Origin of the sequence: Actinomyces urinae, assembly GCF_900119695.1 — a bacterium.
Classification (GTDB): domain Bacteria; phylum Actinomycetota; class Actinomycetes; order Actinomycetales; family Actinomycetaceae; genus Gleimia; species Gleimia urinae.
On record NZ_LT632545.1, the window covers coordinates 82457 to 94821 of the forward strand.

At 54.2% G+C, this 12365-nt stretch carries 10 protein-coding genes, 1 tRNA gene and 1 other RNA gene; 6 read left to right on the top strand and 6 right to left on the bottom strand.

Going from position 1 to position 12365, the window contains the following annotated elements; genetic code table 11:
• Positions 1-192 precede the first annotated feature (192 nt).
• Both BQ7114_RS00375 and BQ7114_RS00380 read left to right on the top strand, forming a co-directional pair.
• Complete coding sequence (locus BQ7114_RS00375) at positions 193-627, top strand: DUF3052 domain-containing protein (RefSeq protein ID WP_230205919.1); 435 nt, start codon at positions 193-195, stop codon at positions 625-627.
• Between the two features lie 99 nt (positions 628-726).
• Positions 727-800, top strand: a tRNA-Val gene (locus BQ7114_RS00380).
• A 163-nt stretch (positions 801-963) separates the two neighbouring features.
• Here the strand turns inward: BQ7114_RS00380 and BQ7114_RS00385 are convergent.
• A complete protein-coding gene (locus BQ7114_RS00385) occupies positions 964-2526 on the bottom strand; it encodes an MFS transporter (protein WP_072340418.1) in 1563 nt (520 codons plus the stop codon).
• Positions 2527-2544: 18 nt separating this feature from the next.
• Positions 2545-5610, bottom strand: coding sequence for a glycoside hydrolase family 2 TIM barrel-domain containing protein (locus tag BQ7114_RS00390; protein ID WP_072340420.1), 3066 nt, complete (start codon positions 5608-5610; stop codon positions 2545-2547).
• Between the two features lie 138 nt (positions 5611-5748).
• Here BQ7114_RS00390 and BQ7114_RS00395 point away from each other — a divergent pair, with 138 nt between their 5' ends.
• The 3 genes from BQ7114_RS00395 to BQ7114_RS00405 all read left to right on the top strand — a co-directional run bounded on the left by BQ7114_RS00395 (position 5749) and on the right by BQ7114_RS00405 (position 8540).
• Entirely contained in the window at positions 5749-6771 is a 1023-nt protein-coding gene (locus BQ7114_RS00395; protein ID WP_230205920.1) for a LacI family DNA-binding transcriptional regulator, read from the top strand.
• Between the two features lie 124 nt (positions 6772-6895).
• The gene (locus BQ7114_RS00400) at positions 6896-7735 is read left to right on the top strand and encodes a Nif3-like dinuclear metal center hexameric protein (RefSeq protein ID WP_072340423.1); all 840 of its coding nucleotides are present in this window, start codon (positions 6896-6898) and stop codon (positions 7733-7735) included.
• 76 nt (positions 7736-7811) lie between these two features.
• Positions 7812-8540, top strand: a complete 729-nt coding sequence (locus BQ7114_RS00405) for a zinc ribbon domain-containing protein (protein ID WP_072340426.1) — start codon at positions 7812-7814, stop codon at positions 8538-8540.
• Between the two features lie 3 nt (positions 8541-8543).
• Here BQ7114_RS00405 and BQ7114_RS00410 read toward each other — a convergent pair whose 3' ends face one another.
• A complete protein-coding gene (locus BQ7114_RS00410; protein WP_072340430.1) occupies positions 8544-9326 on the bottom strand; it encodes a YaaA family protein in 783 nt (260 codons plus the stop codon).
• A gap of 31 nt (positions 9327-9357) precedes the next feature.
• On the opposite strand from BQ7114_RS00410, the gene rnpB reads away from it, so the two are divergent.
• Positions 9358-9701, top strand: an RNA gene (gene rnpB / locus BQ7114_RS00415) — RNase P RNA component class A.
• 63 nt (positions 9702-9764) lie between these two features.
• Here the strand turns inward: rnpB and ppgK are convergent.
• The 3 genes from ppgK to panB are packed head-to-tail and all read right to left on the bottom strand — an operon-like array spanning position 9765 to position 12270.
• Positions 9765-10523 carry a polyphosphate--glucose phosphotransferase gene (ppgK, locus tag BQ7114_RS00420; RefSeq protein ID WP_072340434.1) on the bottom strand — a complete coding sequence of 253 codons (759 nt, stop codon included), beginning with the start codon at positions 10521-10523 and terminating at the stop codon, positions 9765-9767.
• Between the two features lie 16 nt (positions 10524-10539).
• The gene (gene map, locus BQ7114_RS00425) at positions 10540-11424 is read right to left on the bottom strand and encodes a type I methionyl aminopeptidase (protein ID WP_072340437.1); all 885 of its coding nucleotides are present in this window, start codon (positions 11422-11424) and stop codon (positions 10540-10542) included.
• 12 nt (positions 11425-11436) lie between these two features.
• Positions 11437-12270 (bottom strand): 3-methyl-2-oxobutanoate hydroxymethyltransferase, encoded by an 834-nt coding sequence (gene panB, locus BQ7114_RS00430; RefSeq protein ID WP_072340440.1) that lies wholly within the window; start codon positions 12268-12270, stop codon positions 11437-11439.
• Positions 12271-12365: the final 95 nt, after the last annotated feature.

The following is a 12365-nucleotide window of genomic DNA, read 5'->3' on the forward strand; positions in this document are numbered from 1 at the left end:
GGATCGTATAGTTTTCTTTGGTTCTAATCATTCCCGGTTTTGCCGGGTTTTGCACTAGGTACCATATTGGTTTTTCTATACGTGTGCCTGAAAACACAGGACGATCCAAACGGGATGAGGGCGTGGAGCCTGCTTGGCTCATATGTGGACTATTTGGCATGCGTGTGCCTGAAACTTAGGTAGACTGAGCGCGTGATATCAAAATCTGATTCCCGAAAGGTGGATCCGACGGCTCTTTCGAGCCTCGGTTATAAAAGCGGCCAGACTGTTCAAGAGTTTTATTGGGACGAAGATACCGATGATTCTTTGCGCGCCGCAGTTGAAGATGCAACGGGCAATGAGCTCGTAGACGTTGATTATTCGGACGTTGTTGACGGCGTGATTGTCTGGTGGCGTCTGGAGGATTCGGAGGAGGACGATCTGGCAGACGTCCTGCTGGATGCCTCTGCGAATATGGACAATGGTGGAGTTGTCTGGGTGCTTACTCCAAAGTCGGGCACGTCAAACCATGTTCCGCCCGAGGTAGTGGCCGACGCTGCACAGGTTGCGGGCATGAGCGCCACGTCCGCGGCCATGGTCTGTGAGGACTGGTCGGGCATGCGTTTAATCGCTCAAGCTCGCCAGTAGACTGAGACTATTGCCACTGTTTTGTGAAATAGTGGCTTGTAGGATGAAATTTGCTCCCGGAGTTGGATATGATCTTTGACGTTCCACTCCGTTGGAGTTGGGCCTATAGCTCAGTTGGCTAGAGCGCCACGTTTACACCGTGGATGTCGGGGGTTCGAGTCCCTCTGGGCCCACAGTAGCCCGCGCTAATGCGCGGGTTTTTCTTTTGCCGCGTGGGCGGTCCAGTTTGCTTCCAAGGATTCGCCCGCATAAAAGGGTGTGGCCCCGCTTGTGCGGAGCCACACCTGGAGCCGATCGGGTGTGGGGAATCAACCTCATCGGCTAAGTAGGTTCCCGTTAGGATTGACTATTGCTGTCCTTTGGAGGCTCCGGCCGGGGATCTTGTCCATCCTTTAGGGTTTCAGCCTGCGGGTCCGATAGGTGCAGGCCAACAGATTCCCTAGAACCAGCGCCACCCATCGCGTGGCCTTGAACTAGCTTGCCAGAGGTGCTCTCCGCCGCCAGTTTCGCCTGCCCAACGTGCTCCGGTACTGAATCGCCCACGTCTAGACTTGCGCGCAATACCTCGTTCTTGCGTTCAACGTTTAAGAAGAACAACAAGCCAAGAATGAGTAGGTTCGCGATCAGTGGTACCCACAGGTACATGAACGAGATCATCTGTAGTGCAGATTCGGTTTGCACAGTGGCTTTACCGTCGTACCCACCATACTCCAGCAACCATCCAGCAACAGCTGTTCCAACTCCAGAACCAATCTTCACGCCCAGTGAGGAACAGGAGAACATCATCCCGTCGATACGCTTTTTTGTGCGCAAGAACGTGTTTTCACTAATCTCCGCAATAAGTGCGTTGAGAGTTCCTTGCAATGGGCTCATGCCAAGGGATGCGAGTCCGGAGAAGAACAGCATCAGCGGGATGGATCCCATTGACGCGGCAAATACTACGCCTAGACGTCCGAGCACGGCAATGATGTAGCCGACGATAGTAACCGGTTGCATCCGCCCAATCTTTTGCACCACTAATGGTGTTACAAGAAGTCCCACGATCAGAGGAATGTTGATTGCCCACGCAAATACGCCCAGTAGGTTTGCATTACCCAGAATGTAGGTCATGAAGTAAATGCCCATGTTCAACGTGGCGGTGAAGAACTGCATCAAGATGAAGCAAACCACAATGATCACATAGTAGCGATTCCCAAGGAGCTTAAGCGCCTCAAGGAAGCTGAGTTCGTCATCCTTAGCAGCTTCCGAGTCTCCCTCAGCCAGCTCAGTGGGGGACAGCTCCTTAACTGAAAAAACAGCCAACGAGTTCGAAAGGATGCCGACTATGGCGTAAATGATCGCCATGTTACGCCACGCCGTTGCATCGCCTCCCATAGCCTGTACAGCTCCAACCGTAACCGTCTGGATCGTCAGGCTCGTGCCAAAAGCGAACATGAAGCGGATTGAACCCATCTGCACGCGTTCGGCCCTGTTCTTCGTAATAAGGGCGGTCAAAGCAGCGTAGGCGATGTTATTAGCGGTGTAGAAAACTGCGTTTAACAACGTGTAGGTGATGAAGAACCACGCGTACTGTGCGGTTGCCCCTAAAGAAGTTGGGATAGCGAAAATCAACACCAACATGGCAGCGCAACCGAAGAAGGCATAGAACATCCACGGTCGTGCCTTACCCATCTTGGAGTGGGTTTTGTCCATCAAACGCCCAAAGATGATGTCAGAGAAGCCATCGAAGAACTTCGACAACATCATTAGAGTGCCAATAATTCCCGCGTTCATTCCCACAGTGTCCGTGAGGTAGATCATTACGAACGCTGAGAGGAAGGCATAAACAACGTTTCCTGCGATGTCGCCAGAACCGTAGCCTACTTTGTTGTACCACTTAAGGTATTTCTTTTCTTCCATGACTTACCTGTTCCTTCCTCAACCAGAGATTTTGAATGTGAATGAGAAGTTAGTTGTCTCGAAATCGACTCGGTACTGCTTAAGTAACTTCGGCCCGCAGCTTTGTGAACCGATGCCGGAGTGAAGGTGATCGACGCACAAGATTGTGCAGTCAGCTTCTTCCAGCTTGAAGTAGTGTGTTTTAGCAGTTAGCTCTTCCTGAGTGAAATAGGAAGCGTTGAAAGAAAAGACGTTCTCGCTACCCACTTCTACGCACAGGTCTTCCCCGCGTAGTGCCAAGTAGTCGCAATCTGACCGCAAACCATTTTCTTGGGGTCGCAAGTAGGAAACGAACAGGTCGGCAATGTCGGATGTGAACTGGCCATGCCAAGCGCTACGACGCTTATCAATGTAGTTTTCGTGTGGGCCAAGCCCCGCCCAGTTAGCCTGTTGCAATGATTTGTCGAAGAAGAAGCGCAGTCCAAGGCGAGGCAGTTCAGGAAACTGCGTGTCCCTTTGAACTTTCGCATTCACCTGGACGATTCCGTTAGGCTTAACAATCCAGTCGATGTTGGCCTTCAAAATCGGTTGCAGTGATTTTGACACCAGGGCTACGTGGCTACTCACGATTACGCCGCTTTCACGGGTCGAGACACTTACTTCGTAGGCGTGTGGGTAGGTGCGGTCATAGCGTGCACGTTCCCAAAGTGGGCGGATGTACATGTCATTATCGGTAGGCGCCCTCCAGATATTGAGCTCGGCACGCCGAGTCAGTAGGTTCTTCCCACTCTTAGATAATGCTGTGAGCATTCCGGTGTGACGCGAAAATGCATAGCTAAACTCGCTGGCTTCCACAAGTATTTCCAGTGTTGTTTCCTGCACTTTGGCGGCGCTTGAAATTTGGGTTTGGCTGGCTTCTTGCACCAGTTCGAGGGCGCGCGGAGTATGCGGTTTTGCATTGGAGAGGGCAAACTCGTCAATGCCAAGCAAATGCCCCGGTTCAAGGAAAGCAAGAGGGCGGGTGAGGATGGTTTCCACCCGTAAATAGCATCGGCCGTCAGTGGGAATGTCTAGCGACAACGGGAGGGTGATGGTCTTGTGGGCTGGCAAACTCGGAAGTGTTAGTTCGCCGCGCTCTTGCGCGCCATCCACAACTTTGATCCATTCTAGGCGAGCATAGTCAGCTGCATTTAGGTGGTCGGCAGTGTTGGTTACATGGAGTTGTCCATCTGCTTGGTCATATTCGCAGCGAAGCGGACGGTATACATTTTTTGCTTCGAGCAAACCAATGTGAGGCACCCGATATGGAGATACCAAGCCGTCTACACAGAAGTTACCGTCGTGAGGATCTTCCCCGCTATCGCCGCCGTAGAGCAGATTTCCTGCTTCGTCTTTCACAGCGTGGTCACACCACTCCCATATGAATCCGCCACACATGCGCGGATCGGCGCCAACCATAGCCCAAAAGTCCTCTAAGTCGCCTGGACCGTTGCCCATTGCATGACAGTATTCGACTAAGAGGAATGGCTTATCGCCCAGTTCGTTCAAATACTTTGTGATATCGGTCAGCGGTGGATACATCCGAGCGTAAAGGTCGATGTTACGGTAGTCGTACTTTCGGTCAGTGGAACGGTAGAACGCGCTTTCATAGTGCGTCACGCGGCTGGGGTCAAAATTTTTGACCCATTCCAATGCGATTTCGAACGTTTGCCCATAGGCGCACTCGTTGCCCGCAGACCAAGAGAAAATACTAGGCCGGTTCTTTTCTGAGTGGATGCACCTTTCCATCCTGTCCATCGTGGAGGCTATCCAGTCGGGGTTGTCAGCGATGGGCTTGTTCCAATGCTCCACAATGTTTTCTTCAGACTCATCTGCCAAAAGCCGGTTTCTAGTACCGTGACTTTCATTGTCGGCCTCGCTCATAACATAAAAACCGGCTTCATCGCACAAATGATAGAACTGGGGACAGTTAGGGTAGTGGGCGGTGCGAATAGCGTTAATATTGTGCTCGCGCATTAGACGTAGGTCTCGTTTAATGTGCTCAACAGAAACTACTGGACCGGTGTCTGGATCAGAGTCGTGCCGATTGACGCCCTTTAGTTTTATGGCTGTGCCGTTGAACTTCAAGACGCCGTTTTCAATGCTCACTTCCCTGATGCCAACGGTTTCTGTGATTACTTCCGCATCCGTTTCCATTACCAATCGATACAAAAACGGGTCACCGGGATGCCACATGCGTGGGTTTTGAATAGTGAATTGCGCCGTGTGGGTATAAATCCCCGCGTCATCGATGTAGGGAGTCAAGGTGGCGCTGCCGATCTCGTCCTCGTCGCGAAGTAAAGTGGCGTTTACTGGCAGCGAGTTGCCAGCGAAGTTTGCGCGCACAGTTACCTCAGCATTGTTTCCTCTCATTTCGGTGGTTACGAAATAATCGTTTAGGTGTGATTCAGGGCGGGATAATAGGTAAACGTCGCGGATGATCCCGGTAGTGCGGAACTTGTCTTGGTCTTCTAAATAACTTCCGTCACCCCATTTGAAAACCAAAACGGCCAGCGTATTTTCGCCGTCTTTCAAAAACTGCGTGACGTCAAAAGCGGATTGGGCGTGTGTTACCTGCGAATAGCCCACATACTGCCCGTTCACCCACACGTAAAAGCAAGAATCAACGCCTTCGAATACCAGGTGAGCCTGCGGCACTGCCGGGTCTTCGCGGTAGGTGAACACGTGCCGGTACGCGCCCGCCGGGTTGTTGTGCGGAACGTGTGGAGGGTCGAACGGGAACGGGTAGTTGATGTTCGTGTACTGGTGGTCATCCCAGCCGTTGAATTGCCATGCCCCTGGAACAGGAATCGTGTTTTCGAGGTCAGTGCTTTCAGGTGCAAAGAAGCGCTCGGGTACCGATTCCAGGTTTGGGTAGTATCCGAAACTCCACTGGCCATTTAATAGTTGGAAACGGTCTGAGTGTTCGCGATCCAAATTATAGTTACGTTCGCATTTGTTCCCGTTGTGATAAAGGTTTGGGGAAATAGGAATGTAGTAGGCGCGAGGTTTCAGCGTATTTTCATGCAAAACGTTCAAATCTCGATGGTGAACCTGTAACTGCATTTATTTCTCCTGTCAGTGCATTAGCGGCCGGCCATTCGCACCTCGTGGTGTTATCGATGCCATACGTATGATAACGGTAACACTGGATTGAGTTGCGTAGGTCACAAATCGATCTTTTCTGTCTGATAGGCTTCATAGGTGACAGGAACAGAAAAGCGGGAAAGTGGGGCCGCTTCCATTCATGACGTGGCGCGGGTGGCGAACGTTTCCGCTCAAACCGTTTCGCGCGTGACACGCGGACATAAAAATGTTTCCGAGCCTACTCGTATGCGTGTTCTCAAAGCCATATCCGAACTCGGATACGCGCCCAATCGCACCGCGCAGGCATTGCGCACGGGATCCTATGGAGTTATTGGGTTGCTAACCCAAGAGATTCGCCGCACTGGCGAGGCTCATACCGCTAACGGTGTGATCGACAGGGCCGCCCAGTTAGGCTATTCGGTCACCTTAGTGCAAGTGAAGCATCCGCACACTCGCCAGGTTCACAAAGCGGTATCTTTGCTCTCCCAAGAAGATATTGACGGCCTTGTCATTGTGCAGGCGGGAGATGCCAATGCCAATCAGCTTTCACTACCTCCTAACCTGCCTGTTGCTTCCTCGGATTCTAATCTGGTGCATGTGCATCCTTCAGCCTCTGCGGATCAAGTAGGGGGCGTGCGTAAGGCCGTGAACCATCTACTAGACCTAGGTCACCGCACTGTTTATCATGTGCGCGGCCCGCAGCATTCGCGTTCCGCCCAGGTTCGTGAAGCGGTTTGGCGCGATGTTTTGACAAGAGAAAACCGGCAGGTTCCGCCCATAATCTTGGGGGACTGGAGCGCGAAATCAGGGTATGAAGCGGGTAAGAAAATAGCGCAAAATCCCGATGTTACGGCCGTATTTTGTGCTAACGATGAAGTTGCATTGGGTCTTATTCGAGCGCTACATGAACGGAATAGACGAGTGCCCGAGGACGTTTCTGTGATCGGCTTTGACGGGATCGAACTGGCGGAATTTTCTTTCCCGCCCCTGTCCACCGTGAAGCAGGATTTTTATGGGGCTGGCGTTGGAATGGTCAATCTGATCCACCGTCAGATCCAAGGAGAAACCGAGAACCTGCACATAACGATCCCCACCCAACTTATTCTCCGCGACTCCACCGCTGCGCCCGCCGCGCGCTAGAGAAGGCGCCTTATTTAAAAACCGTAACCAACAATCATCGTTGTGGATGGGGGAGCCTTTCGAAAACCAAAACGCAACGCGGTATTGGCGTTGAGCAAAGGTAGTTCTTCGATAGTCTCAGTACATGCTTAATGTTGCGCAGATTATGGAAATTATGGAGGCCCGCTATCCGCAGCGCCTCCAAGAGTCGTGGGATAAGAACGGTCTAATCGTTGGTGACCCTGAGCAGAAGGTAAGTAAGATCATCCTGGCTGTTGATCCCGTTGCTGAAACGGTTGCGCAGGCGATTGAGGACGGCTACGACATGCTGATTACGCACCATCCTCTATACCTGCGAGGCACCAGCTTCGTGTCGCGCTTGGATTACAAGGGCAGGATTGTTCACGACCTCATCAAATCCGATGTGGCCCTTATGAACGCGCACACCAACGCTGATTCGGCGGCGCGCGGCGTGGCTTGGGCACTGGCGCAGGCGGTTGGCATTGAAGGTGAGCCGTTTGATCCCATCGACGCGGACGAGGCGGGAACCGCTCGCGGTTTGGGGCGCATTGGTAAGCTCGAAGTGCCGCAAACACTACGGGAGTTCGCGGATCGCGTAGCGAAGGCCCTCCCCGCTGGTCCGCACGGCATCTTCGTAGGCGCACCCGGCGGCGATCTTGAGACGCCGGTCAGAACTGTTGCCGTATCAGGAGGCTCTGGCGACTCGTTCCTCGCGCGCGCCCGCGAGCTTGGGGCCGATGTATACGTCACCGCGGACCTGCGCCATCATCCCGCCAGCGAGCACCTCGAAGAAGGTGGCCCGGCCCTCATCTGCGGTTCGCACTGGGCAACTGAATGGCTGTGGTTGCCGCACCTGGCAGATGATCTTGAAGAAGCCGCCACGGATGCGGGCGTAGAGCTACAGGTAGACGTTTCGCGATTTGTCACCGAACCGTGGAACCTGCACCTGGAAACCCTTGGATAAACTATTGGGTAGGGCGCGTCAGCCTAATACACTTTGATTAGAACTAAAGGCACTACCTAGTGAAAGAGCGGGCATAGTGAAAGCTTCAAAAGCGGACCAGGTGAAACTTCTTGAACTACAACAGGTTGACACGCGGATCTTGCAGTTGCGCGCGGCCCGCAGTAAACACCCGGCGGTTAAAGTGCTCGACGCGCTTGAGGGGCGAAAAGCTGATCTGGAGCGCGCAAAAGTAACCGCGCGTTCCGCCGCAACGGACGCAAACCGTGAAGTGAAGCGGGTTGAGAATGATCTGGAGCGCCTCACCTCCCGTCAAGACGTGATGAGTGAGCGCCTCGCGGCAGGCGAAGGATCCCACAAAGACCTCACTGCCATGCAGCACGAGCTGAACCAGATGGCCCAGCGCCGCAATGTCCTCGAAAATGAACTGATTGAGGTTATGGCTGCATTCGAGGCCGCGCAGGAGACCGTTTCGGAACTAGACCGTCAGACCGAAGTAGTGGGAGCCGATGAGCAGGCCGCAATCGCGCAACTTCAAGACGCGATGGGCGAGGTCGAAGCTGAGCTTAACGAAAAGCTTGCGAAACGTGACGAGCTTGCGGGCGAAATCGACTCTGAGCTGCTGGATGAATACGAGTATTTCCGCGAGCGCACCGGCGGCATCGGCGTGTACGAGGCCAAGGGCCGCCAAATCGTGGGCATGGTTGTAGATCTTCCCGAATCGGAATGGCATGACATCACGATGCTCGCCGAGGATGAAGTGCTCATGTCCGACGAGCTGGAAGCAATCATCGTTAAAACCGAGTAGGGGCTAGTTCGTCACGATCACGAGCTCGAGAAAATCGCGGCGTTGTCTAACTTCGACGCCCGTGAAATCGGCGCCGGTCAGTGAACGCGCGGTATCGAGCACAAAATCGATGGACCCGTCAGCCTCGCTAGCGCGTTCCAGTAGAGCGCCAGCGAGGATTCCGCGGTATTTCTTCGCATTGTGTGAAACCACGGTGCGTTTCCCGTCGCGTTCGCGCACCGCATTCACTCGGATGAGGTCGCATTCGGCGGAAGTTCCCGGCCAGGCTTTTTGGTACGCGCCAGAGCGGGCGTCAACCACCACGCGATGGTGGGCGCGCTGTTCCATGAGGGTTTCGAGGTGTTTCTTCCACCAGGGGGCAAGGTTGCCCAGACCCGGTAGTTTCGTATCCATTGACAGGCGATAGGGCGGGATGGGGCAGGCCAGGTCTACCACTCCAAACAGAGCAGATTGTACCCAAATCTCGAAGTTCGAGCTGGCCTTGTACCCCGCACCGATCTCGCCAAATCGGCCAGCTTCGTAAAGTACGCCCGAATACACTTGCCACGCGGGGCCAGCTTGCGCTGAACGCAGGTACTTGTTGGCTTCCACCTCGTCTGCAATGGTTTTGCCTACTTTTAGGATTTCCAGGGCGTCGCCTCGCGCAGAAGTTTCAATCAAGCAATCGAGCACAGTTCGGCGCGCGTCGGCGAGCTGCGTGGAAAACGGGGCAATCGCGTCGGCATTAAAATCGACGGTCTCGGAGGGAAGGGTTTTGCCTTCAGATGGGGGTAAAAGTACAAGCATGCGTCCAACTCTAGTAGACTTGAGCGGCGGAGAAGATGGCTGGATGGCCGCGACATTGTCGAGGAACGTCCGGACTCCACAGGACACGGTGGTGGCTAACGGCCACCCGGGGTGACTCGCGGGATAGTGCCACAGAAAACAAACCGCCCGTTTTCGGGTAAGGGTGCAAAGGTGGTGTAAGAGACCACCGCGGCCCAGGTGACTGGGCTGGCAGGGTAAACCCCACCGGGAGCAAAACCAAGCAGCGCGCCGGGCTGTCCGTCCAAAGCGCGCGGGTAGGTTGCTAGAGGCCGCTGGTAACAGTGGTCCGAGATAGATGGCCATCGAAGGGGCATCGCCCTGGAACAGAATCCGGCTTATAGGCCGTCTTCTCCGCCTTCACATAACGGCGCCGCCCTCAATAATCAATGAATGAGGACAGCGCAAAATCTAAGCGATTTATACGGTCAGGTAGCGTTTGGCCAGAGCCGCAGCCCCTACAATGCCCGCAGTGTTGAATAGTTTGGCGGGAACCATGGGCGTTTTGATGTCGATGAGTGGTATGAACTTGTCATGCTTCTTAGACACGCCACCGCCCACAACAAACAGGTCGGGGGTGAACAGCATCTCCAGGTGGGAGTAGTACTTGGTGAGCCGCTTCGCCCACTTCTTAAACGACAGGTCTTCGGCCGTGCGCACTCCCGATGAGGCTCGAGATTCCGCATCGTAGCCATCAATTTCCACGTGGCCGAGCTCCGTATTGGGTTGCAGTTGTCCGTTGTAGATCATCGCGGTGCCAATGCCTGTGCCGAGCGTGGTAACAATAACCAGGCCGTCAACGCCCTTGGCTGCGCCGTAAACAACTTCGGCGTAACCGGCGGCGTCTGCATCATTGACGGGGTAGACCTTGCGACCAAGTTCTGCTTCCATCAGCTCGATGACGTTCACTCCTTCCCACGACTTGTGCAAGTTGGCTATGAACAGAACTACGCCGTGCGAGACCGGGGCGGGGAACGTGATGCCAACAGGCATGTCAGCAGGTAAATCGAACTGGTCGATCAGTTCTTTACAGGTTTGCGCCACGGCTTTGGGAGTGGACTTTTTTGGCGTAGGAATGCGCACGCGTTCGGTGGAAAACTCGCCGGTATCAAGGTTGACCACGGCTCCCTTGATGCCAGATCCGCCGATGTCTATGCCAAAGGCAAGGTTTTGTTCCATGGTGTGCTCCTTAGTTCTAGCGCAGGGTGAGGATCTCGGCGCCGTCCTCGGTAACTGCGATCGTGTGTTCAAACTGGGCGGTGCGAGATCGGTCTTTGGTGACAACCGTCCAGTCGTCGTCCCACTGCTCCCATTCGATAGAACCGAGAGTGAGCATTGGCTCAACGGTGAAGACCATGCCAACTTCCATTATTTCGGTTGCGCGCGGTGAATCGTAGTGAGGAATGATGAGGCCGGAATGAAAGGCTTCACCAACGCCGTGCCCCGTGTAGTCGCGCACCACGCCGTAGTCGAAGCGCTTGGCATACTTTTCAATGACCCGACCAATCACGTTGATTTCACGGCCGGGCGCTATTGCCTTAATCCCGCGATACATAGCTTTTTCGGTGCGCTCGCAAAGCAGGCGAGATTCCTCGTCAACCTCACCAACGGTAAACATGGCGCAAGTGTCGCCGTGTACCCCGTCGATGTAGGCAGTTACGTCGATGTTGACAATGTCGCCCTCTTCTAGGGGACGCGAGTCGGGGATCCCGTGACAAATCACTTCATTGATAGAGGTGCAACACGATTTCTTGAAGCCCATGTAGTCAAGGCAGGAAGGGTAGGCGTCTTGCCCGATGATGTAGTCGTGAACTATTTGATCCAAGTAATCAGTGGTTACGCCAGGTGCTACAGCCTCGCCAGCTTTAGCTAGCGCATCGGCCGCGATTTTGCCGGCCCGGCGGATCTTCGCAATGGTTTCAGGCGTTTTGATATCAGAGGTGGTGACTACCTCGGGCCCGTCATGAAACAGGTATTCGGGTCGCTCAATGTGGTCTGGGACGTGACGTTTAGGAGAGATGAGTCCCGGTTTTGTGTTACCGAGCGGGGCGCGAAGTGCTAGCTGTGATGCGGAGGTCATAAATCTTGCTCTCTAGTTGGTCTTGTAATGGTCTGGGCCGGGGAAGGATCCGTCCTTCACTTCTTTGGTGTAGGCAGAAACTGCGTCTTTTAGGCTTTCGCGTAGGTTCGCGAACTTCTTGACGAAGCTCGGCACCCACTCGCACATGCCGGCCATGTCTGCCCAGACAAGTACCTGCCCATCCGTGTCCGGTCCCGCTCCAATCCCAATAGTAGGAACGTGCAGTGCGTCGGTCACGGCTTTGGCAACCGGGGAGGGTACGAGTTCAAGGACGATGGCAACCGCGCCAGCTGCTTGTAGGGCAAGTGCGTCGTCAATCATCTTCTGCTTTGCTTCGCCGCGCCCTTGCATTCGCGGGCCTCCCAGGGCGTTTTCGGACTGCGGTGTGAATCCAAGGTGCCCCACAACGGGGATGCCCGCTTGGGTTAGTAGTGCGACGGTGTGTGCGATTTCCGCGCCCCCCTCGAGTTTGACGGCATTGGCTCCAACACGGATTAGGCGAACAGCATTATCGAATGCTTCCTTCGAGTCCGCCTCATACGCTCCAAACGGCAGGTCGGCCACAACGATTGGCCGGTTTACGGAGCGAGCCACAGCCGCGGTTGCGCGTTCCATATCTTCCATGAGGACGGGGATGGTTGAACCGTAGCCCAGCTGCACGTTGCCGTAGCTATCTCCAACGAGGATCATGTCCACACCGGCTTCTTCAAAAATGGGTGCGGTGAGGGCGTCGTATGCGGTTATCATCGTAAGTTTGCGACCGGCCCTTTTTGCCATCGCAAGGTGATGCATGCGCCACTTCTTCGGTTCTTTGAACGATTCTTGGGCTGTATCTTCACTCGTCATATTTCCAATTATGCGCGGTAGCCCGCAAAAGTCACTTCACGTGTGTTGTGGGTGAGTGTTTTGTATAGAGAATTGGAACAATTCCGCAGTTAGAG

Excerpts from the sequence above, each read along its gene's own strand:
- BQ7114_RS00400 (WP_072340423.1), top strand. The coding sequence starts at position 6,896 with ATGCTTAATGTTGCGCAGATTATGGAAATTATGGAGGCCCGCTATCCG.
- panB (WP_072340440.1), bottom strand. The coding sequence starts at position 12,270 with ATGACGAGTGAAGATACAGCCCAAGAATCGTTCAAAGAACCGAAGAAG.
- ppgK (WP_072340434.1), bottom strand. The coding sequence starts at position 10,523 with ATGGAACAAAACCTTGCCTTTGGCATAGACATCGGCGGATCTGGCATC.
- BQ7114_RS00410 (WP_072340430.1), bottom strand. The coding sequence starts at position 9,326 with ATGCTTGTACTTTTACCCCCATCTGAAGGCAAAACCCTTCCCTCCGAG.
- BQ7114_RS00390 (WP_072340420.1), bottom strand. The coding sequence starts at position 5,610 with ATGCAGTTACAGGTTCACCATCGAGATTTGAACGTTTTGCATGAAAAT.
- BQ7114_RS00385 (WP_072340418.1), bottom strand. The coding sequence starts at position 2,526 with ATGGAAGAAAAGAAATACCTTAAGTGGTACAACAAAGTAGGCTACGGT.
- map (WP_072340437.1), bottom strand. The coding sequence starts at position 11,424 with ATGACCTCCGCATCACAGCTAGCACTTCGCGCCCCGCTCGGTAACACA.